This window comes from Mycobacterium talmoniae, from assembly GCF_001854525.1.
Lineage (GTDB): Bacteria > Actinomycetota > Actinomycetes > Mycobacteriales > Mycobacteriaceae > Mycobacterium > Mycobacterium talmoniae.
In genome coordinates this window covers 1-21,800 of the sequence record NZ_MLQM01000053.1, presented here as the reverse complement: position 1 = coordinate 21,800, position 21,800 = coordinate 1, and the positions used below count along the sequence as shown (strand labels likewise).

Below are 21,800 nucleotides of genomic sequence, written 5' to 3'. Positions count from 1 at the left end.
CCTCGGTTCATGGCGATTCCTCTCCTTCGGGGGCCGGAGCCTCGCAGTGCGGCACCTGCCTCAGCTGAAACCGTAGCGCCGCTACGGCTAAACTGTAGCAACGCTACGGATGCGATGCAATAGGCAATTACCTGCGGATATGCCGAAATTGTCGGCAGAACGCCGCGGAATTTACGGGCTCAAGATGTAGCGGTCTACGCTTTCGCGCGGCAGTGGTGAGCGGCGGTGACCGCCGGAGAGGTAGCGCGGGTCAGCGCACCTGGGCGCGGCCCCGTTGCAGCACGGCCTCCCGGTTGGCGGCGACGTCGTCGCCGCTGGTTTGGCTCATCCACTGCCGGGCCGAGGCGGCTTCGATCCACAGCCCGGTGCTGGTCTGGGACTCGTCGATGCGGTGATACGAGCCCAGCAGCGCCCGCACCGCGGCCTGGTTGTTGCCGACGATGGAGGCGGCCACCTCCCGCGCGGCCGACAGCAGCTTTTCGTGCGGCACCACCTCGGTGACCAGCCCGGCGCGCAGCGCGTCCCCGGCGGACAGGTAGTCGCCGGTCAGGCTCATCCGGCGGGCCAGGCCCACGCCCACCTTCTGCGGCAGCCGCACCGACAGGCCCCAGGTCGGCAGGATCCCGACCCGGGCGTGGGTGTCGGCGAACCGGGCCTGCTCCGAGGCGATCAGGATGTCGCAATACAGCGCCAGCTCCAGCCCGCCGGTGACGGCCGCGCCGTTGATGGCGCCGATCACCGGCTTGCTCATCGCCGGCCAGCGCGGCGAGATGTCGGGCAGGTCCGTGGCGGCGCCCAGTTCCTTGAGATCCAAGCCCGCGCAAAACACCGGGTCGGCGCCGGTGAGGATGACGACGTCGACGGTGTCGTCGGTTTCGGCGTCGGCCAGGGCGGCGAACAACCGGTCGCGCAGCGCGGCGGACAGCGCATTGCGCGACTGCGGCCGGTTCAACGTCAGGGTGCGCACCCGGTCGGTGGTGTCGATCAGCAGGACGTCGTCGGTGGTCATGGCATCACCGTAGCCAGTCGGGCCCGCGCCCACGCCGACGGATGGCAGGCGACCGGGAACAAGCGCTCCGAATCCGGCTGATTGAAACTCGAATACCTGGTCCCCGCAGGGATTTTGGGATCCTCGCCGGGCCTGCGCAGGGTTCGCGGCGCCGGGGCTCGGCGCTATACAGGACGCATGCCCACAACATTGTCGACCCGCTCGGAGGCTCCCACACTGCCGGCCGGGGCCACGCTGTACAAGCTCACCGCCGACATCGGCGCGGCGGTCACCGGGCTGCGGCTCGGCGGTGACCTCGACGCCGCGACGGTACGGGCGATCCGGCGGGCGGTACTCGACCACAAGGTGGTCATCTTCCGCGGCCAACAGCACCTCGACGACGACACCCAGCGCGCCTTCGCCGGTCTGCTCGGGCCGCTGACCCTCGGGCATCCGACGCTGGCATCCCGCACCGCCGGGGCGGTGCTGGAAATCGACTCCGAGCATGGCCGCACCGACAGCTGGCATACCGACGTGACGTTCGTGGACCGCCCACCGGCGTTCTCGGTGCTGCGTCCGATCGTGCTGCCCGACTACGGCGGCACCACCGCCTGGGCCAACACCGCGGCCGCCTACCAGGGGCTGCCGGGCCAGCTGCGGCTGCTGGCGGACTCGCTGCGGGCCGTGCACACCAACCGCTACGACTACGTCCGGACCCATCAGCGCGAACCCGACAAGGGTCAGACCGGACGCGAACGCCACGACGCCCGGGCGCACTACGAGGAGTTCCGCTCCACCACCTATGAGACCGAACACCCGGTGGTGCGGGTCCATCCGGAAACCGGGGAGCGAGCCTTGCTGCTGGGCCAATTCGTTAGCCGCATCGAGGATCTCAAACCGTCGGAGTCCGACGCGCTGTACCGCATCTTCCAAGACCGGATCACCAAGCTGGAAAACACCGTCCGCTGGCATTGGGAGTTGGGCGACGTCGCGATCTGGGACAACCGGGCCACCCAGCACTACGGGGTCTCCGACTACGACGACCTGCATCGGCGGCTGCACCGGGTCACCGTGGCCGGCGACGTGCCGGTGGGGGTGGATGGCCGGCCGAGTCGGTCGCTGGTCGGCGAATCGACCGCGTACCTATCCTTCGCCGGCTGATTACGCTGGAGCGCATGTGCCCGGCCCGCAGCACCCCCGCCCTCAAGGAGTGGAGCGCGGTGGTGCACGCGCTGCTGGCCGGGCGGCAGCGGATCCTGTTGCGTAAGGGCGGTATTCACGAGAAGCGTTTCGACGTCGCCGCGCGCGAGTTTCTGTTGTTCCCGACCATCGCGCACAGCCACACCGAGCGGGTCCGGCCCGAACACCGCGATCTGCTCGCCGCCGCGGCCGCCGATTCCACCGACGGCCAGGTGCTGATCCGGGCGGCCGCCAACGTGGTGGCCGCCCTGCCGGTAGAGCGCCCCGAGCGTCTCGAGGAGATCGCCGACCTGCACATCTGGACCGCCGAGTCGGTGCGCGCCGACCGGCTGGACTTTCGGCCCAAACACCGGCTGACGGTGCTGGTGGTGCAGGCGATCCCGTTGGTCGACCCGGTGGCGCTGACCCGCACCCCCGACTACGCCGGGTGTGCCAGCTGGGTGCAGCTGCCGATCACCGCGGCGTTGGGCGCCCCGGTGTGGGACGAGGCCGCGCTAGCTCGGGTGGCCGCCCGGGTCCGCGATGCGGTCGGGTAGCGGCGCCGCGGCGGTGATGCCGTGGTGTCGGGCCGCCACCTCCGGGTGGGCGCGGGTGCGGGACTTCCACGCGTTCTCCCCGTAGGTGGCGTAGATGGGGTTGCGTGGATCGGCCTCCACCCCACGAGCGTGGGCGGCGAGTTCCTCGGGCAGATCGATGATCGGGATCTGCGCGTCCAGCGCCGGATTGAAGAAGTAGGGGATCGACACCCGGTCGGTGCCGGGCGCGGGCGCCAACACCCGATGCCGGGTCGCGCGCAGATAGCCGCGGGTCGCCACCTCCAGCAGCTCACCGATATTGACGATGAACGCCCCGGCGACCGGAGGCACGTCGAGCCAGTCCCCGTCGTCGAGTTCGACCTGCAGGCCGTGGGATTCCGGTTCGACCAGCAGCAGGGTCAGCACCCCGGAGTCTTTGTGCGCGCCGACGCCTTGGTCGGTGTCGGCGGTGCCGGGATAGCGCACCACTTTGATCAGGGTTGCGGGTCGGTCGGTGAATGCCTGGTCGAACACCGCTTCGTCGGCGCCCAGCGCGGCTGCCCAGTGCCGCAGCAGCCGATGGCCCAGCGCTGACAGCGCGGCATCCCAGGCCAGCAGGGCGGGCCGGAACCCGGGCAGCGCCGACGGCCACAGATTCGGACCCTGCAATCGCCAATAGCCGCGGGCGTCGGGGATGATCTCGCGTTCGGGGCCGATATCGACCTGCTCGCGCCAGTCGACGAGGCCGTTGGTGAGTTCACCGCCGATCCGCGAATAGCCGCGAAACTGCGGGCTGCGCAATTGGCTCATCTCCTGTTTGGCGGCGGCCGGCAGGGCAAAGAAACTGCGCGCCACCCGCAGCACGCGCGTCGACAGATCGACCGGCACGCCGTGGCCCACCAGATAGAAGAACCCGAACTTGTGCGTCGCGGTCAGCAGCTCAGAACGGAATCGGTCCCGATCGGTGTCGGCGTCGGACAAATCCAGTATCGGCAGCACGTACTCGACTATGGCCTCCGCCGGGGTCGTGCGCCATCGGGGACGCGGGGCGCTACTGAAATCGACGTCCCAGCTGACATAAACCCCCCAGAAATTGCGGTGTTGCGCCGCTGGGACGTCGATTTCAGCAGGACACCGCGCCGGGGCAGCTACCGGCCGGCGTCATCGACCGGCAGTATCAGCCGGGAGGTGCCGAATTCCACGGTGTGGGTGGCCGGCCGCATCCGGTGCCCGGACACCGGGGGCTCGCCGGTGCCCAGGTTGCGCGCGTAACGGGGATGACAGCCCCCGGCGATCAGCACGCGCAGGCGGGAGCCCGCCGCGAACCGGTGCGCGATCGCGTCCAGCTCGATCCGCACCGGCCCGGAGTGGTCCCGCAGCCGCCGGTAGCCGTCGCTGACATTGACCGACCGGCCCTTGGCGTCGACCTCGCTGATCCGGACGAACAGGTCGACGTGCGGGTTGTCCGAGCTGTGGGCCAACTCCAGCACCGGGTTGCCGCACACGTCCAGGTCGTCGGTCAGCGGGTCGCCGGTGAAGCTGAGCACGTCGTGGCGCCGGTACAGCCGGCCGTCGTCGCGGTAGCCGCCGTCCGGCGACAACAATCGGCCCCCGATGGTGGGGGTGGGGTCGGCCGGGTCATAGCGGAAGCTGGCCGGGTTGGTGGTCGCATCCCCGGCCGGCGCGGTGCCGGTCAGCCGGCTGGCGGGGTGCAGGTACCAGGTGTGTGCGGTGCTGGCCGGTGGCCAGTCCGGCAGGTCGCGCCACCCCTGACCGGTCAGGCAGATGCGGACCCGATCCAGCCGGGGTGGACGGTCCAGGCCGCCCAGGTGGGTGTCGAGCCAGGTCAGCGATTCCCGGCAGACGGTGCCCAGCCCGCCGGTGAGCATCGAGGTGTGGGTCCACGGCCCGATGGTCAACCCCACCTCGACGCCGCGGTCGCGCAGCCGCGCGTACTGGGTCAGCGTCTGCTCCAAAAACAGGTCCTGCCAGCCGCTCAGCAGCAGCACCGGAACGTTCACCCGCTCCAGCGCGGCACCGAGCCGCATCGACTCCCAAAACGGGTCGTCGGGGTCGGGGTGCTCGACCCACGACTCGTACCAGGGCGCCCCGTCGCCCAGCAGCGCGCGTCCGGCCGCCCCCAGCGGCAGCCCGGCCGCCGCGCGGCCCACCCGGCGGCGGGCGGTCAGCTGTCGAATACCGGTTCGCAGCCGCGGGCGGTCCTCCTGGTGGGCCATCATGTCGCTCCAGCCCAGGAAGTCGTTGAGGGTGAAGGACCCGGTGCCCCACGACGATGCGCTGAAATCGTGCGGCCCCACGGTGATGACGGCCGCGGCCAGCTCGGGCGGCGGATCGACCAGCAGCGCCCACTGGGTGAACCCCAGGTAGGACAGCCCGATGGTGCCGAACGTCCCGGTGAACCACGGCTGGCGGCGCAGCCAGGCCACCGTGTCGGCGCCGTCGGCGACCTCGTTGACCATCGGCTCGAACACCCCGCCGGAGCCGAAGGTGCCGCGCACACTCTGCAGGATCACGTGGTAGCCGCGCGCGGCGTAGATCCGGGCGTACACCAGCGAAAACGGAAACTTGCGGCCGTACGGGCACCGGACCAGCAGGGTGCCGATGGCGTCGGCGGTCGGGGCGTAGTGGTCGGCGACCAGCGACACCCCGTCGCGCATCGGGACGGCGACGCGGTGCACCGTGTAGCCGGTGCTCGGCGCGGGCAGCTGCAGCACCCGTCCCAGGACGCGGTCGGTGAGCCCGTGCAGCCGGCTTTGGTCGCTCCGGCGGGCGGTATCGGCGGTGGCGGTCATGGGTCAGTAGATGTAGTGCGGGGACAGTTGCTGGGCGCGCATCATGTTCTCGGCCGGGCAGTCGACGTCGGGCTCGGAGTAGACCGGCGAGTAGTACAGCGACTGCTGGATGACCCCGTAGCTGGTCTTGAACGTCACCATGCAGGAAAACCACCACCGGTTGTTCCAGTCGGTGGGCTTCATCACCCAGTACTGGGCGGCGCGGTGACCGTTGATCGTGGTCTCGACGGCGTCGGCCGGCAACGTCTGCTCGTAGCTGCGCCAGATGATCGGCTCGACGGCCATCTGGTAGTTGCCGGCGTCGAACTCGCAGCGTTTCCCCTCCACCGGCTTGGGTGGGGTGTAGGCCAGGCCGAGACCCGCGATGACGTCGTAGGGGATGTCCTCGCACGCATCGAACGGGCGGGGGTTGGTGGTGTTGACCGGCGGTTTCGTCGGGGTGGTCATCGGCGCGGTGGTGGAGCGCAGCTCCACCGCCGCGCTGTCACCGCCGGTGGACGCGGCGCCCTGCGCGACGACGAAGACGGCCATGACCAGCGCGCCCAGCGTCGCGATCAACCGCACCTTGGTGAGCATCAGACCCCTCGCAGTCGCCGACTTCCTGCCGGGGAGTGTACAAGTCGCGGCTACGCCGCTACAGCCGGAATGAGAACCTGTTTCAGTTCGACGCCGGGCCCACCCATTAGGCTGGACGACTGTGGCAGCACAGGAGTCGACGGGCACGCACCGCCCGACCCTCTGGGCGGTCTCCGATCTGCACACCGGCCACAGTGGCAACAAGCCGGTCACCGAATCGCTGTATCCGTCGTCGCCGGATGACTGGCTGATCGTCGCCGGTGACGTCGCCGAACGCACCGACGAGATTCGCTGGTCGCTGGATCTGCTGCGTCGCCGGTTCGCCAAGGTGATCTGGGTGCCCGGCAACCACGAGCTGTGGACCACCGGCCGGGACCCGATGCAGATCTTCGGCCGGGCCCGCTACGACTACCTGGTTGATATGTGCGACGAGATGGGGATCATCACCCCCGAGCACCCGTTCCCGGTGTGGACCGAGGAGGGCGGGCCGGCCACCATCGTGCCGATGTTTTTGCTGTACGACTACACCTTCTTGCCGGCGGGGGCGACCAGTAAGGCCGAGGGGCTGGCGATCGCCAAGGACCGCAATGTGGTGGCCACCGACGAGTTCCTGCTCTCACCCGAGCCGTACGCCACCCGGGATGCCTGGTGCCGCGACCGGCTCGCCACTACCCGCAAACGGCTCGAAGACTTGGACTGGATGACGCCGACGGTGCTGGTCAACCACTTCCCGCTGGTGCGCGAGCCCTGTGAGGTGCTGTTTTACCCGGAGTTCTCGCTGTGGTGCGGCACCACCGAAACCGCGGACTGGCACACCCGCTACAGCGCGGTCTGCTCGGTGTACGGCCACCTGCACATACCCCGCACCACCTGGTACGACGGGGTGCGCTTCGAGGAGGTGTCGGTGGGCTACCCGCGGGAATGGCGGCGGCGCAAACCCTACCGCTGGCTGCGCCAGATCCTGCCCGACCCGCAGTACGCGCCCGGCTACCTCAACGACTTCGGCGGCCATTTCGTCATCACCCCGGAGATGCGGGCGGCGAGCGAGCAGTTCCGGGAACGCCTGCGCCAACGGCAGGCCCGATGAGCGCGCTGCTGGACGCGGTGCTGCCGCAGCGCGGCCCCGGGGAACTGGCGGCCGTCGAACGCTGCGACGACCCGCCCGGGCTGACACCGCTGCCCGAAGAGGAGCCGCTGATCGCCAAGTCGGTGGCCAAGCGGCGCAACGAGTTTGTCACCGTCCGGTACTGCGCCCGGTTGGCGCTGCAGCAGCTGGGGGAGCCGCCGGTGCCGATCCTCAAGGGGGAGAAGGGCGAACCGCGCTGGCCCGACGGGGTGGTGGGCAGCCTGACCCACACCGCCGGTTTCCGCGGCGCCGTGGTGGGGCGCGTGCCCGCGGTGCGTTCGGTGGGTATCGACGCCGAACCGCACGACGTGTTGCCAAACGGCGTGCTCGACGCGGTGAGCCTGCCGGTCGAACGCACCGAGCTGGCCGCGCTGCCTGCTAGCTTGCACTGGGACCGGATCCTGTTCTGTGCCAAGGAGGCCACCTACAAGGTGTGGTTTCCGCTGACCCAGCGGTGGCTGGGTTTCGAGGACGCCCACATCACCTTCTCGATCTCCCGCGAGCGTGCGTGTCCCCGGCCCGACACGCCGGCCGACGACCCGGAACCGCGCACGCTCGTGGCCGGCGGCGAGTTCGTGTCGCAGATCCTGATCGACCCGGCCGCACGATCCGGGCCGCCGCTGACCACCCTGCGCGGACGCTGGGCGGTCGCCGACGGCCTGGTGCTGACGGCGATTGTGTTGTGAGCGCACCCCAACCCGGCATCGTCATCGTCGACAAGCCGGGCGGCATGACCAGCCACGACGTGGTGGCGCGGTGCCGGCGGATCTTTGGCACCCGCAAGGTCGGGCACGCCGGCACCCTGGACCCGATGGCCACCGGCGTGCTGGTGATCGGGGTGGACCGCGCCACCAAGATCCTGGGCTTGTTGACCACCGACACCAAGTCGTATGCCGCCACCATCCGGCTGGGGCAGACCACCACCACCGAGGACGCCGAAGGCGAGCTGGTGCAGCAGGTTTCGGCCGCACAGTTGACCGGGGACGCGATCGGCGGGGCCATCGCGGCGCTGCGCGGCGACATCGCGCAGGTGCCCTCAGCGGTCAGCGCGATCAAGGTCGACGGCAAACGCGCCTACCGGCTGGCACGGGAAGGCCAGCACGTGGAACTGGCTGCGCGCCCGGTGCGGATCGACCGGTTTGATCTGCTGGCGCTGCGACGCGTCGGTGAGCTCATCGACGTCGACGTCGAGGTGGATTGTTCGGCGGGCACCTACATCCGTGCCCTGGCCCGCGACCTGGGCGCCGCGTTGGGCATCGGCGGGCACTTGACCGCGCTGCGGCGCACCCGGTCCGGCCAGTTTGGGCTGGATCAGGCCCGGACCTTGGACGAGCTAGCTGAGATACCTCGGTTGAGCTATACGCTGGATGCGGCCTGCCTGCAGGCCTTTCCGCGGCGCAAACTCAGCACCGAGGAGGCCGAGGCCGCCAGCCACGGGCGCCCGCTGAAACCGGCGGGCATCGACGGGATTTACGCGGCGACCGACCCGGACGGCCGGGTGATCGCGCTGCTGGAGGATGTCGGGTCCCGAACGAAATCCGTGGTGGTGGTGCGGCCGGCCACGCTGTCGTAGCGCGCACTGGCCAGCATAGCCAGCACAACAACGACAGTTAGATACAACTGTGCATGTATGCTGTCTGCGCAGGTCGTAGTGCGGCGAGGAGGAGAGGCGAGGCGGTGGCGACGAAGACCGATGGCCGGGCAGCGCGGCGCACCCAGGCCGAGCGCAGCGCCGCCATGCGGGAGCGCCTGCTCGACGCCACGGTCGAATGCCTGGTTTCCTTCGGCTACTCCGGAACGACCACGCCACGCATCGCCGAGATGGCCGGGGTTACTCGGGGCGCTCAGATCCACCACTTCCGTTCGAAGGAAGACCTGGTGGTGGCGGCCATCGAGCACCTGGCACAACAGCGCGCACAAGCCGCGATCCGCGAGCTCGGCCGGCTCCATGAGAGCCCGGACCCCGTAGCGGCGGTGCTGGACTTCATGTGGGAGGTCCACCAGGGGCCGCTATTCGTTGCGACAATGGAACTTTGGGTCGCCGCCCGCACCGATCGGGTGCTGGCGCAACAGATCGAGCGGGTGGAACCGGTCGTCAACAGCGCGCTGATCGCAGCGATCACTCAGGTGCTCCCGGAACATCCGGCACCAACCGAACTCGCGAACCTCATCTACACCGCCATGGACGCCCTGCGCGGGATCCTGGTGGCCAGCTTCGTTGACCAGGACACTGAACGCGCCCATCGGCGGTGGGGGCGGGCCTGCACCCATCTACGCGCGATCGCCGCTGACGCGTTTTCAGAATTGGGCTAAGCCGCCGCAACGCTGCTCCCGGGTGTGACGTTAGCTTCACGCCCGGCATTCGAGGGTGAACCTAACTTCACTCGCGTGCCGCGCCCTCACCCACCGGATACCCGGCCGAGACCGACACGCTCACCAGCCTCCACCGGCATGACCAGCGCTAACCGAATGCTTGCAAAGATACAATCAGGTGTGTATGTTTTCTTCCACGGTGAGCAACCCGCTGAAGGGAGCGTGATGTCAAACAAGGTCTATGTCGTCGGCGTCGGCATGACGAAGTTCGAGAAACCGGGCCGGCGACTCAACGACGACGGGTCAGCATGGGACTACCCCGACATGGCCCGCGAATCGGGCACCAAGGCGCTGTCCGACGCGGGCATCGACTACCGCGAGGTCGAGCAGGGCTACGTCGGCTACGTCTACGGCGAGTCCACCTCGGGGCAGCGGGCACTGTACGGGCTCGGCATGACCGGGATCCCGGTCGTTAACGTCAACAACAACTGCTCAACCGGCTCCACCGCGCTTTTCCTTGCTGCACAGTCGATTCGGGGTGGACTGGCGGACTGCACGATCGCGCTAGGGTTCGAGAAGATGCAGCCCGGCTCGCTGGGGTCGACCTACGACGACCGCGCCCAGCCGATGGACAAGCACATCCTGGCGATGGCGGAGATCTCCGAGGTGCTGTTCCCGCCGGCGCCGTGGATGTTCGGTGCCGCCGGCCGTGAGCACATGAAGCAACACGGCTCCACCGCCGAGCATTTCGCCAAGATCGGGTACAAGAACCACAAGCATTCGGTGAACAACCCGTATTCGCAGTTCCAGGACGAGTACACGCTGGACGACATCCTGGCCGCCCGGATGATCTACGACCCGCTGACCAAGCTGCAGTGCTCGCCGACCTCGGACGGATCCGGTGCGGCGATCCTGGCGTCCGAGGCGTTCGTCGACAAACACGGGTTGGCCGCCCAGGCGGTGGAGATCGTCGGACAGTCGATGACCACCGACTACGCCAACTCCTTCGATGGCACCTGCAAGGCCCTCATTGGCTATCACATGAACGTGGCGGCGGCTCAACAGGTCTACCAGCAGTCCGGTCTGGGCCCGGAGGACTTCCAGGTCATCGAGCTGCACGACTGCTTCTCCGCCAACGAACTGCTGCTGTATGAGGCGCTGGGTCTGTGTGGCGAGGGTGAGGCGCCGAAGCTGATCGACAACGGCGACACCACCTACGGCGGCCGCTGGGTGGTGAACCCGTCCGGTGGACTGATCTCCAAGGGACATCCGCTGGGCGCCACCGGTTTGGCGCAGTGCGCCGAGCTGACCTGGCAACTGCGCGGCACCGCCGACAAACGGCAGGTGGACAACGTCACCGCTGCGCTGCAACACAACATCGGACTCGGCGGCGCCGCCGTCGTCACCGCCTACCAGCGCGCCGAGCGCTGACATCCAACCAATCATCACCGAAAAACAAGGGGAAACACTATGGGACACATCGAAGCCACCAAGCAACTGTCGGTCACTCCCGAGGCGTTGTGGAACACCATCACCGATCTGTCGAGCTGGGACAAGTGGTTCACCATTCACGAGAAGTGGCTGCAAGAGCCTCCGGCCACACTGGAGCCCGGGGCGACGCTGATTGCCAAGGTCGTGATGCTCGGCATGGCCAACAAGATCGAATGGACGGTCGACAAGGTCACTGCGCCGAACAGTCTGACGATGTCGGGCGCCGGGATGGCCGGCGTGAAATGCCAGTTCGAGTTCTCGGTGACGCCCGCCGGTGACGGCTCGCAGTTCAGCGTGGCCGGCGACTTCGAGGGCGCGCTGATCAAGGGTGCGCTGGGCAAAGCGGTCGAGAAGGACGGTGCCAAACAACTCGACAAGACGCTCGCACAGCTTGAGACGCTGGCCTCGGCGGGGGCCTGACATGTCCGACGAGGACTTGGCGTTCGACGACGATGGTCTGAACACCTGGACCGACGAGGACCGGTTCGAGGTCAGCCGCGAGCGGCTCGTCGAGTACGCGAAGGCGACCAACGACCCGATCCCGGCGCACCTGGCCGGAGACGTCGCACCGCCGGTGTTCGCGATCGTGCCGGTGTTCGAGTCACTGCTGGCCCCGACCGTCGACGTCGCACCGGTGGAGCTGATCCCCCGGGTGGTGCACGGCGAGCAGGACTTTCATTTCCACCGGCCGATCCGACCCGGCGACAAGCTGGTGTCGCGGGGCAAGATGATCGGCTACGAAGGGCTGGAAAAGGGGACCCGCGCGGCGGTGTACCTGGAATGCCGCAACGAGGACGGTGAACTGGTCAACGAGCAGTACGTGACCTGCTTCTTCCGCGGTCACAACGCCGGCAAGAAGGTCGGCGAACTGAGCCCCGAGCACAAGTTCGACGACGCACTGCACGACCGGCCGCCGCTGGCCAAGATCGTGCAGCATGTCGACGCCGACCAGACGTTTCGTTACTCACCGGCCGCGGGTGACCCGATGCCGATCCACCTCGACGAGGAGGTGGCCCGCGATGCCGGGTTGCCGGGCATCATCGCCCACGGGCTGTGCACCATGGCGTTCACCTCGTGGGCGGTGCTCACCGAGGTCGGCGGATCGGATGTGAACCGGCTCAAGCGGTTCGCGGTGCGGTTCTCCAAGATGGTGCTGCCCGGCGACGACCTGGAGACCCGGATCTGGCAGACCGGCCGCGGCGACCGGGCGACGACGTATGCGTTCGAGACCGCGCGCAACGGGGATGCCGGCGAGGAGTTCGCCATCACCGACGGCCTGGCCGTGATCACCGACTAGATCGACAGGAGCAATCACATGGGAGCTTTGGAAGGACGGGTCGCCGTCATCACCGGCGCCGGGCGCGGCATCGGCCGCGAGCATGCGCTGCTGTTCGCCCGCGAGGGGGCCAGCGTCGTCGTCAACGATCTCGGCGGCAGCAACGCTGGGGAAGGCGCCGACGCCGGCCCGGCGCACGAGGTGGTCGACGAGATCACCGCAGCGGGTGGGCGCGCGGTGGCCAACACCGACAACATCGCCACCTGGGATGGCGCGAAGGGTGTTGTGCAGCAGGCGATCGACGAGTTCGGCCGGCTGGACGTGCTGGTCAACAATGCCGGGATTCTGCGGGACGCGTTCATCCCGGGCATGGAGGAATCCCAGTGGGACGCGGTCATCGCCGTGCACCTCAAGGGCCACTTCGCGATGCTGCGCCACGCCGCTGCGTACTGGAAAGCGCAGTCGAAGGCCGGGGATCAGCCCAACGCCGCGGTGATCAACACCGCCTCGGGCTCCGGGGTGACGCTGCCCAACGCCGGGCAGGCTAATTACGGGGCGGCCAAGGCCGGGATCGCGGCGCTGACCCTGATCGCGGCCGAGGAGTTGGACCGCTACGGGGTTCGGGTCAACGCGATCGCGCCGATCGCCCGCACCCGCCTCACCCTGGCCACCCCCGGCATGGGCGCCTTGATGGCCGAACCGGAGGAGGGCGAGGTCGACCTGTTCAGCCCGGCCAACATCTCGCCGCTGGTGGCCTACCTGGCGTCGGAGAAGTGCCCGCTGACCGGGAAGGTGTTCGCGGTGCAGGGGGGTGCGATCTCCGAGCTGGCCGGCTGGCACGACGTGAAGACCATCGAAACCGACGGCCGGTGGCTGATCGACGACATCGCTGCGAGGTTGCCCCAATAGCCACCGGCGACGATGCAGAACGAAGTGACGCTGAGGAGACGGAGTAGAAAATGATCGAATGGTCCGAATCCGACGAGCTCATTCGCGAGAGCGTTCGGGAGTTCATCGCCAAAGAGATCGCGCCGCACCGCGACGGGCTGGAAAGCGGTGAGCTTTCGCCGTATCCGCTCGCCCGCAAGCTGTTCAGCGAGTTCGGCCTGGATGTGATCGCCGCCGAAGCGATCAAGACCATGCTGGACAAGCAGCGCGCCAAGGCGGCCGCGATCGCCGCGGGTGAGCCGCAACCGGAGAAGCGGGAGCGCTCCGGCGACGGTCCCGGCTTGGGCGATCTCGGCGGTCAGATGTCGATGGCCGCGGTGCTGGTGTCCGAGCTGGCCGGCGTCAGCATCGGGCTGCTGAGCACCATCGGGGTCAGCATCGGCTTGGGTGCGGCCACCATCATGAGCCGCGGCACGCTGGCGCAAAAGGAGCGTTGGCTGCCCGAGCTGGTGACGCTGGAGAAGATCGCGTGCTGGGCGATCACCGAGCCCGACGCCGGCTCGGATGCGTTCGGCGGCATGAAGACCTACGTCAAACGCGACGGTTCCGACTACATCCTCAACGGCCAGAAGACGTTCATCACCAACGGCCCGAACGCCGATGTGCTGATCGTCTACGCGAAGCTGGACGAGGGCGAGCCGAGCGTCGACAAACGCAGCCGCCCGGTGCTGACCTTCGTGCTCGACGCGGGGATGCCGGGGCTGACCCAGGGCAAGGCGTTCAAGAAGATGGGCATGATGTCCTCGCCGACCGGGGAGTTGTTCTTCGACAACGTGCGGCTCACCCCGGACCGGCTGCTCGGGGAGACCGAACAGCACGGCGGCGGCGACGGGCGGGAGAGCGCCCGGGCGAATTTCGCCGCCGAACGGGTGGGTGTGGCGTTGATGGCGCTGGGCATCATCAACGAATGTCACCGGCTCTGCCTGGATTACGCCAAAACCCGCACCCTGTGGGGGCAGAACATCGGGCAGTTCCAGCTGATCCAGCTCAAGCTGGCCAAGATGGAGGTGGCCCGCATCAACGTGCAGAACATGGTATTCCAAACCTTGGAGAAGGTGCAGGCCGGCAAGATGCCGACGCTGGCCGAGGCGTCGGCGATCAAGCTGTACTCCTCGGAGGCGGCCACCGAGGTGGCGATGGAGGCCGTGCAGTTGTTCGGCGGCAACGGCTACATGGCCGAGTACCGGGTCGAACAGTTGGCGCGCGACGCCAAGTCGCTGATGATCTACGCCGGGAGCAACGAGGTTCAGGTTACCCATATCGCTAAGGGCCTGCTGGCCGGATGATCACCGAAGCCCGCGCGAGCTATGCCGGGGTGGGCACCCGGGTGTTGTCGGTGCCGGGTACCGGCTTGCCGGTCGTGCTGCTGCACGGATACGCCGACAGCGCCGACACCTGGCGGCCGGTGCTCACCCGGCTGGCGGCGGCGGGCCGCCGAACCGTCGCGGTCGACCTGCCCGGTTCCGGGCAGGCCGATCCTCGCCGGGCCGGGCCGCTGGTGCCCCAGTTCGACGCATTCGTCGACGCCGTCCTCGCCGAGACCGGTCCGGCGGTCCTGGTCGGCAATTCGCTGGGTGCGGCGACCGCGGTGCGTGCCGCGGCCCGCCATGCGGATCTGGTGAAGGCACTTGTCGCCCTGGATGATCCGCTGAATGCCCAACACTGGCTGGCGCGGCTGGCCCGCCGGCGCCCGATCCCAGTTTGGTTCTGGTCTTGCGTCGCCCACCTCCCGGTGCCGGCGCGGACGTTGCGCTGGGGCATCCGGCGTGCGATACCGAAGGTGCTCTACGGACCGGGGGCCACCACCGATCCGGAGGTCGTCGCGTATTGGACGCAGCTGGTGTCGCGGGCCACCGATGTTGCGGCATTGGGGCGCGACGCTTTCCGGTACGGGTATGAAGCCCTCGGCTCCCACCGCGGTATTCGGGTCCACTGCCCGACGGTGATCGTGCACGGTGCGCGGGACCGCATCATCCCGGTGCAGTCCAGTCGCATGCTGCACCAGCAGATCTCGGGCAGTCAGCTGGTGATTCTGCCGCGCTCGGGGCATTGTCCGCAGCTAGACAACCCGGACGAGGTCACCCGGCTCGTCGTCGAGGTTGTCCGGCGGGCCGGCGACCGGACCGAGTCGGCCTGATGAACATGCCAGATCGGGAGCCGCAATGACGAAAGGCCACGAATGACCATCGGCGGGATCATCGATGTCGTCCAAGGAACTCGGGTGCTGCTGCGCAGCGGGGTGGCCGACCCGACGCGGCCCGATCAGGCGGTGCGCTCGCTGCTCGCCGTCCGGCGCTACGGTCCGTTCGCCGGTGCGGTTAGCCACGCGGCCGCCCGCTACGGCGACGCCCCGGCGATCGTCGACGAACGCGGCGCGCTGAGCTTTCGTCAACTCGACGGCATTTCCAACGCATTGGCGCGGGGGCTGCGCGCGGACGGGGTCGGGCCGGGCGACGTGATCGCCGCGCTGTGCCGAGACCATCGCGGCCTGGTGTTGACCATGATGGCCGCCAACAAGCTCGGCGCCCGCCTGGTCCTGATGAACACCGGGTTCGCCAAACCCCAGTTCGCCGACGTCGCGGCCCGCGAACGGGTCAGCGTGGTCATGATGGACGCCGAGTTCGCCGACCTGCTCTCGGCGATACCCGCTGAGGTTCCCCGCATCTTGACCTGGGTCGACGGCGCGTCGCCGGGGATCAAGGGCGCCAAGACGATCGACCAGCTCATCGCGGGTCGAGCCATCACCGGGCTGCCCGCGCCGCCGAAACCCGGCGGCATGGTGCTGCTGACCAGCGGAACCACCGGCACCCCGAAGGGGGCGCCGCGGGACCGGATCAACCCGCTGCACTCGGCTCAGCTGCTGGACCGGATACCGCTGCCCAGCCGGGCCGTGTGCTGCGTGGCGGCGCCGTTGTTCCACGGCACCGGGCTGGCCACGTTCACTCTTGCGCTGGCCCTGGGCAACACGATCGTGCTGCAGCGCCGTTTCGACCCGGAGGCCACCCTGCGTGCGGTCGCCGAGCACCGGGCGCACACGCTGATCGTGGTGCCGACCATGCTGCAACGCATCGTCGAACTGGCCCCCGACGTCCGTGCACAACACGACACCTCCTCGGTGCGGATCATCTTCGCCGCCGGGTCGGCGCTGTCGCCGGATCTGTGCCGGCGCACCGCCGCGATCTTCGGCGACGTGCTCTACAACCTGTACGGGTCCACCGAGGTCGCGGTCGCGACGGTGGCGACGCCGCAGGAGCTGCGGCAGGCACCCGGGACCGTCGGCCGGCCGCCGGTGGGCTGCCGCGTCGCGCTCTACGACGAGTCGCGGCAACCGATCACCGAACCGGGCAGGACCGGAACGGTTTTCGTCGGGAGCGCGCTGAGTTTCTCCGGCTACACCGATGGCCGCACCAAGGAGATCATGGACGGCCTGTTGTGTACCGGCGACCTGGGGCACGTCGACGCGAACGGTTTGTGGTTCATCGACGGCCGCGCCGATGACATGATCGTCTCCGGCGGGGAGAACGTCTTCCCGCTCGAGGTTGAGAACCTGCTCGCCGACCGTGACGACGTGCTGGACGCGGCGGTGATCGGCGTCGACGACCCGGAGTTCGGCCAACGGCTGCGCGCCTACATCGTGCCGGCGCCGGCGGCCGAACGCGACGCCGAGGACATCAAGGCGTACGTGAAGGCGAACCTCGCCCGCTACAAGGTGCCCCGCGACATCGTCTTCGTCACCGAGTTACCCCACAACGCCACCGGCAAACTGGTTCGTGCCCGGCTAGCCGAGCTGTCCGGCGACCAACACTAGGAGGGAGATCACGATGGGTCCGCCAGCGGGTGTGCGCGTCGTTGAAATGGCCGGGCTGGCGCCGGTTCTCTTCGCCGGGATGATGCTCGGCGACCTCGGCGCCGACGTGCGCATCGACAACGGCACCGGGTACGCGCCTCCGGCGCCACTTGAGGTTCTGTCGGTGATGGCCGCACGCAGCAAGTGGTGACCTCGGCAAGGAAAGCACGGTAACACAGATGAAAAGCAATGCGGTTCAGGGCAAGGTGGTGGCGGTCACCGGCGGTGCCCGCGGGATCGGGCTTGCCACGGCGAAAGCGTTCGCGGCCCAAGGCGCAAGCGTCGCAATCGGCGACCTCGACCTCGACCTGGCGAAGCAATCGGCCTCCACCGTGCCGGGCACCGCGCGTGCGCTGCCGCTCGACGTGACCGACTCGGACTCGTTCGCCGCATTCCTCGCCGGCACCGAGAATGAACTCGGACCGATCGACGTGCTGGTGAACAACGCCGGCGTGATGCTCACCGGCGATTTCCTCGACGAGCAGTGGGCGACCGCCGAGAAGATGATTGCGATCAACCTGGGCGGCGTCATCACCGGCGCCCAGCTAGCGGTCCGCAGGTTCGTGCAGCGGGGCAGTGGCCACATCGTGAACGTCGCGTCGATGGCCGGTGTCGCGGGATTCCCCGGCGTCGCAACATACTGCGGCACCAAGTTCGGTGTGGTCGGATTCACCTTGGCGCTGCGGGAAGAGCTGGCACCAATCGGGGTCCGGGTGTCGGCGGTGCTGCCCGGGATCGTGCACACCGAACTCTCGGCGGGGGTGGTGCTCCCGACGGTCGTCGAGAAGTTCGGGTCGGTCGAGCCGACGGACATCGCGCGGGCCGTCGTGCGCACCGTGCAGCGCAATAAGGCGCTGACGTATGCGCCCGGGCGCCTGGGGTTTGCGGTGCGCGCCGCGAACGCGATTCCCGAACGGCCGCGTCGTGCGCTGTTTCGCTGGCTGCAGGCCGACCGGCTCTACTTGAACGTGGACCAGGCCACCCGCGATGCCTACCACGCCCGGGCCGACGGTACGCACCGCGCATCGTGAGCGCCAAGCACCGCCGTGCAGCGGTGAAGGACAAGAGTTGACACCTCCATGGTGTTTCTCCTGACTTCTCAGCGACCACCGGTCGGACACCTCGACCGTCGGGCAATCCCGATAACGCATCGATGTCTCCTTAGCGCGGTGGGTTTCCTGCGGTGAGGGCCTCCAGGCGGGCCGGCACATGTTTGTGCCACGGGGTGCCCGCGAAATCGTCCTTGAGACCCACACCGGTCAGCTCGTTGGGGGACACGCCGGCCGATGTCATCGAACCGTCCCCGGTGGGGCAGTCCAGGCCGAGCCCGTTGGGCAGCGCGATGTTGCCGGCCCGCATCATGTCGCTGATCTCGACGGTGACGGTCGCCGACCCGTTCTGGGTGACCAGCCGGGCCTGCCCGCCGTCGGTCAGCTGCAGTCGCTCGGCGTCCTCCGCGCTGACCCGCAGGCTGCCGTGCCGGTCGCGGCGCCGCCAGTCGGGGTTGCGGAAGATGGTGTTGGCGGTGAAGGACCGGCGTTCCCCGGCGGCCAGCACCAGCGGGAACTCCTCGGTGGTCCACACCGACCGGGCCGTCTCCAGTTCGCGCACCCGATCGAGCAGCGTGTCGATCGCGATCGTGAACCGCCGATCGGCGCGTTTGACGTAGTGCCACACATCGTCCCAGGCGTCGTCGGTGAACACCACGCCGGACGGGGATCCGATGATCGCGTCGAAAAGCTTGTTGCCGGGGGCGAGGCCCCGACCGGTGAATCCCGCCCGAGCGACGGCTTTCGGGTTGGACACCGCGCACAGCTGGCTGACGCCCCACAGCGCCGCCGCGCCGCGCACCGACGGCGGTAGCGTTTCGCCGAGCGTCTCGTACAGCAGATAGGGGGCCAGCTTGCCCAGCCGCGGCTTGGCTGCGAGCGCGCCGAAGAAGGCGGCGCCGAACGTGTCGCGGCCCGCGTGCGCGGCGCGGCGCAGCCGGTCGAGCACGACGTCGTCGACCACGTGCAACCGACGCAACAGCCGCGCGTAGATCTGCGGTTCGTCCAACGTTCCCGGCAGCGGATCGACAACCGGCTTGCGCAGGTGAAACACGTTGCGCGGGAACTCGAAGTTGAAGAACGTCGCTTCGGGTTTTTCGAACTGGCTGGAGGCGGGCAGCACGTAATCGGCCAGCCGCGCGGTCTCGGTGAACGCGACATCGATCACCACCGACAACTCCAGTGCCGCCATCGCGGCGCGGAAGCGTTTCGAGTCGGCCAACGAGTGTGCGGGATTGCTGGAGTCGATCCACATCGCCCGGAACCGGTCCGGGTGATCGGTGAGCACCTCGTCGGCAACCGAGTTGCACGGGATCAACCCGCCGATGATCTTGGCGCCGGTGACCGGCGACGTCCGTGCCCCGCCCCCCGACCCGGGCGCGGTGGCGGCCAGCATCCCGCCGGCGACCGGGACCATCGCATCAAGCAACGCCCCCGCCCCGGTCTCGAGCAGCGGACGTAACCGGCCGACGCGCGCGAGCGCAGGCAGCCCGGTCGCCAGCGCGGCCCCGGCCGTCGAGACCGCTTTGGCGGTCGCCTTTTTGGTGATCCGATCCAGCCGAGTGGACGGTTTACCCTGGCCGGTGCTCGACGGGGGTCCGCCGGCCAGCGCCGCGAACGAGGAGTGCAAAAACATCGTGCCGGGGCGCCCGAAATTACCGGTGAGGATCCACACCAGTTTGTTCAGATACGACACCAGCGTGCTGTTGGGGGCCTGCTGAATCCCGAGATCCTCATACACGCACACGCTGGATGCCGACGCGATGCGCCGCGCCGCGGCCCGGATCTGTTCCTCGCCAACCCCAGCCTTGTCGGCCAGTACCGCGACGTCGAGCGCCGTGAAGGCCGCGCGCACCGGCTGATAGCCGGTAACGTGCGCCGCGACGAAGTCGGCGTCGACCAGGTCTTCTTGCACGATCACCGCCACCAGCGCGGCCATCAGCCACGCATCGCCGCCGGGTGCCACCTGCAGGTGAAAGTCGGCGATCGCCGCGGTCTCACTGCGCCGCGGGTCCACCACGATGATCGACCGGTTCGGGTCGGCGGCAACCTGTTTGAGCACCGGGCGGGCCCGCGGGAAACTGTGCGACTGCCACGGGTTCTTCCCGACGAACACCAGCACCTCGGCGTGCTCGAAGTCGCCCTTGGTGTGGCCGCCGTACAGCCGCCCGTCCACCCACATCTCGCCGGTCTTCTCCTGGGCCAGCGCGTTCGAGTGGTAGGTCGAACCCAACGCGGCGCGCAGCGCGAGCGCATTCGCCGACCCCAGATGGTTGCCCTGGCCACCGCCGCCGTAGAAGAAGATCGTGTCGCCGCCGTAGCGGTTCTTGATCGCGGTCAGCTTCGCTGTGATCTCGTCGAGCGCGGTGTCCCAATCGATTTCGGCATACGAGCCGTCCGCCATCCGTTTCAACGGGGTGCTGATCCGGTGCGGGCCGTTCTGGTACAGGTCCAGCCGCATCGCCTTCTCGCAGGTGTAGCCCTGCGACGCCGGATGCGCCTTGTCGCCGCGGATCTTGGCGAACCGCCGCCCGTCGAGCTCGACGGTGATGCCGCAGTTGCATTCACACAGCACACACGAGGTGCTCTTCAAATCCGGTCCGGCCATCACGCCCTCCGCCCATGCGGCCCGGCAGCACGCCCGGCCTGCTATGCTAAGCAACATAGCATAATGGGGTGCTCGGGTCGACACCACCGGTGCGGGCGACAATGGGCGGTAAGTTGGGTCGACGGAGGTAGCAAAGTGGGAGTGCGAACCACCACCCGCAAGAAGATGCTGTCCAGTGCGGTGGAGCTGCTGCGCGAGCGCGGCGCCGCGGGGGTGACGATTGATGCGGTGTTGTCGCGCAGCAAGTCACCGCGCGGCTCGGTCTACCACCACTTCCCGGGCGGCCGCAACGAGATCATGACCGAATCGCTGGCGCTGGCCGGCGACGCGATCGGGGACTTCATCGAACGCGCGGCCGCCGACGGCTCGGTCGAGGCCCTGCACCGCTTCGGCGAGTTCTGGGCGAAAATGCTGCGGGACTCGGACTTCGGCGCCGGCTGCCCCGTCGTGTCGGTCGCGGTCGGCGGGTCGACCGACGATCAGCATCTGCTGCCGACCGTGGCCGCCATCTTCGACCGCTGGCATCGGGCCCTGGCCGACCGGTTGGTGGCCGACGGTGTCGCCGCGCCACGCGCCGATCGGCTGGCCACCTTGGTGGTGGCCGGCGTCGAAGGCGCGGTGATCCTGTGTCGCGTGCACCGATCCACCGGCCCCCTCGACGACGTCATTACCGAGTTCGAGGAGTTGTTCGGGTCTCTCACGCCACCGACCGACGCCAAGCGATAACACCGGATCAGATCGGTGGGTTTTAGTTTTGGCGGATGTCGTAGCGGGCGAACAGTCGTAGTGTGGTGGGGCTGATGCGGCGCATGGCGTAGCCGAGTTTGGATTCGGCGGCGATGGGCACTACGGGTGGGCCGGTGCGGATGGCTTTGACGATGGCTTTGGCGGTGGCTTCGGGGGTGTAGTTGCGGCGTCGGTAGGCGGCGTCGGCTTTGGCGCGGGCGCGGTCTTGCTGTTCGGCGCTCATGCCGGCGTAGACGGTGGTTTTGGCGATGTTGGTGTTGACGAAGCCGGGGCAGACCGCGGTGACGGTGATGCCGTCGTCGG

21 protein-coding genes and 1 pseudogene are annotated in these 21,800 nt (G+C 68.5%); 16 read left to right on the top strand and 6 right to left on the bottom strand.

Annotated elements, in window-relative coordinates; genetic code table 11:
- Positions 1 to 250: 250 nt before the first annotated feature.
- A complete protein-coding gene (locus BKN37_RS11985; RefSeq protein WP_071026012.1) occupies positions 251 to 1,009 on the bottom strand; it encodes an enoyl-CoA hydratase in 759 nt (252 codons plus the stop codon).
- A gap of 177 nt (positions 1,010 to 1,186) precedes the next feature.
- On the opposite strand from BKN37_RS11985, the gene BKN37_RS11980 reads away from it, so the two are divergent.
- Positions 1,187 to 2,149 (top strand): TauD/TfdA dioxygenase family protein, encoded by a 963-nt coding sequence (locus BKN37_RS11980; protein WP_071026010.1) that lies wholly within the window; start codon positions 1,187 to 1,189, stop codon positions 2,147 to 2,149.
- A gap of 14 nt (positions 2,150 to 2,163) precedes the next feature.
- Entirely contained in the window at positions 2,164 to 2,724 is a 561-nt protein-coding gene (locus BKN37_RS11975; protein WP_071026008.1) for a DUF1802 family protein, read from the top strand.
- Here the strand turns inward: BKN37_RS11975 and BKN37_RS11970 are convergent.
- From BKN37_RS11970 to BKN37_RS11960, 3 genes are all read right to left on the bottom strand, one after another.
- Entirely contained in the window at positions 2,683 to 3,702 is a 1,020-nt protein-coding gene (locus BKN37_RS11970; protein ID WP_071026005.1) for an isopenicillin N synthase family dioxygenase, read from the bottom strand. The two genes, BKN37_RS11975 and BKN37_RS11970, sit on opposite strands and share 42 nt — an antisense overlap.
- 149 nt (positions 3,703 to 3,851) lie before the next feature.
- Positions 3,852 to 5,516 carry a CocE/NonD family hydrolase gene (locus tag BKN37_RS11965; protein WP_071026003.1) on the bottom strand — a complete coding sequence of 555 codons (1,665 nt, stop codon included), beginning with the start codon at positions 5,514 to 5,516 and terminating at the stop codon, positions 3,852 to 3,854.
- A 3-nt stretch (positions 5,517 to 5,519) separates the two neighbouring features.
- Entirely contained in the window at positions 5,520 to 6,092 is a 573-nt protein-coding gene (locus tag BKN37_RS11960; RefSeq protein WP_071026001.1) for a DUF3558 domain-containing protein, read from the bottom strand.
- A 121-nt stretch (positions 6,093 to 6,213) separates the two neighbouring features.
- Here BKN37_RS11960 and BKN37_RS11955 point away from each other — a divergent pair, with 121 nt between their 5' ends.
- The 13 genes from BKN37_RS11955 to BKN37_RS11900 all read left to right on the top strand — a co-directional run bounded on the left by BKN37_RS11955 (position 6,214) and on the right by BKN37_RS11900 (position 18,124).
- Positions 6,214 to 7,179, top strand: coding sequence for a metallophosphoesterase family protein (locus tag BKN37_RS11955; protein ID WP_071025999.1), 966 nt, complete (start codon positions 6,214 to 6,216; stop codon positions 7,177 to 7,179).
- Positions 7,176 to 7,904 carry a 4'-phosphopantetheinyl transferase PptT gene (gene pptT / locus BKN37_RS29540; RefSeq protein WP_071025997.1) on the top strand — a complete coding sequence of 243 codons (729 nt, stop codon included), beginning with the start codon at positions 7,176 to 7,178 and terminating at the stop codon, positions 7,902 to 7,904. The genes BKN37_RS11955 and pptT overlap by 4 nt, the downstream gene beginning before the upstream one ends.
- Complete coding sequence (gene truB, locus BKN37_RS11945; protein ID WP_095407063.1) at positions 7,901 to 8,791, top strand: tRNA pseudouridine(55) synthase TruB; 891 nt, start codon at positions 7,901 to 7,903, stop codon at positions 8,789 to 8,791. Before pptT ends, truB begins: the two co-directional genes overlap by 4 nt.
- Before the next feature lie 164 nt (positions 8,792 to 8,955).
- Positions 8,956 to 9,531, top strand: coding sequence for a TetR/AcrR family transcriptional regulator (locus BKN37_RS11940; RefSeq protein WP_242657223.1), 576 nt, complete (start codon positions 8,956 to 8,958; stop codon positions 9,529 to 9,531).
- 225 nt (positions 9,532 to 9,756) lie between these two features.
- Positions 9,757 to 10,962, top strand: a complete 1,206-nt coding sequence (locus BKN37_RS11935; protein ID WP_071025993.1) for a lipid-transfer protein — start codon at positions 9,757 to 9,759, stop codon at positions 10,960 to 10,962.
- 39 nt (positions 10,963 to 11,001) lie between these two features.
- Positions 11,002 to 11,442: a type II toxin-antitoxin system Rv0910 family toxin gene (locus BKN37_RS11930; protein ID WP_071025991.1), complete on the top strand. Its 441-nt coding sequence runs from the start codon at positions 11,002 to 11,004 to the stop codon at positions 11,440 to 11,442.
- Between the two features lies 1 nt (position 11,443).
- A complete protein-coding gene (locus BKN37_RS11925) occupies positions 11,444 to 12,319 on the top strand; it encodes a MaoC/PaaZ C-terminal domain-containing protein (protein WP_071025989.1) in 876 nt (291 codons plus the stop codon).
- An 18-nt stretch (positions 12,320 to 12,337) separates the two neighbouring features.
- Positions 12,338 to 13,207 (top strand): SDR family oxidoreductase, encoded by an 870-nt coding sequence (locus tag BKN37_RS11920; protein WP_071025986.1) that lies wholly within the window; start codon positions 12,338 to 12,340, stop codon positions 13,205 to 13,207.
- A 50-nt stretch (positions 13,208 to 13,257) separates the two neighbouring features.
- Entirely contained in the window at positions 13,258 to 14,532 is a 1,275-nt protein-coding gene (locus BKN37_RS11915) for an acyl-CoA dehydrogenase family protein (RefSeq protein WP_071025984.1), read from the top strand.
- The gene (locus BKN37_RS11910; protein WP_071025982.1) at positions 14,529 to 15,383 is read left to right on the top strand and encodes an alpha/beta fold hydrolase; all 855 of its coding nucleotides are present in this window, start codon (positions 14,529 to 14,531) and stop codon (positions 15,381 to 15,383) included. Before BKN37_RS11915 ends, BKN37_RS11910 begins: the two co-directional genes overlap by 4 nt.
- A gap of 42 nt (positions 15,384 to 15,425) precedes the next feature.
- The gene (locus BKN37_RS11905) at positions 15,426 to 17,054 is read left to right on the top strand and encodes an acyl-CoA synthetase (RefSeq protein WP_071025980.1); all 1,629 of its coding nucleotides are present in this window, start codon (positions 15,426 to 15,428) and stop codon (positions 17,052 to 17,054) included.
- A 13-nt stretch (positions 17,055 to 17,067) separates the two neighbouring features.
- A complete protein-coding gene (locus BKN37_RS29160; protein ID WP_158260370.1) occupies positions 17,068 to 17,244 on the top strand; it encodes a hypothetical protein in 177 nt (58 codons plus the stop codon).
- A 28-nt stretch (positions 17,245 to 17,272) separates the two neighbouring features.
- A complete protein-coding gene (locus tag BKN37_RS11900; protein WP_071025978.1) occupies positions 17,273 to 18,124 on the top strand; it encodes an SDR family oxidoreductase in 852 nt (283 codons plus the stop codon).
- A gap of 130 nt (positions 18,125 to 18,254) precedes the next feature.
- Here the strand turns inward: BKN37_RS11900 and BKN37_RS11895 are convergent, their stop codons facing one another.
- Positions 18,255 to 20,750: a molybdopterin-dependent oxidoreductase gene (locus BKN37_RS11895; RefSeq protein WP_071025976.1), complete on the bottom strand. Its 2,496-nt coding sequence runs from the start codon at positions 20,748 to 20,750 to the stop codon at positions 18,255 to 18,257.
- A 141-nt stretch (positions 20,751 to 20,891) separates the two neighbouring features.
- Here BKN37_RS11895 and BKN37_RS11890 point away from each other — a divergent pair, with 141 nt between their 5' ends.
- Positions 20,892 to 21,476 carry a TetR/AcrR family transcriptional regulator gene (locus BKN37_RS11890; protein WP_242657217.1) on the top strand — a complete coding sequence of 195 codons (585 nt, stop codon included), beginning with the start codon at positions 20,892 to 20,894 and terminating at the stop codon, positions 21,474 to 21,476.
- Between the two features lie 22 nt (positions 21,477 to 21,498).
- Here BKN37_RS11890 and BKN37_RS11885 read toward each other — a convergent pair.
- Positions 21,499 to 21,800 (bottom strand): annotated as a pseudogene (locus BKN37_RS11885) (SDR family oxidoreductase); the annotation flags it as partial.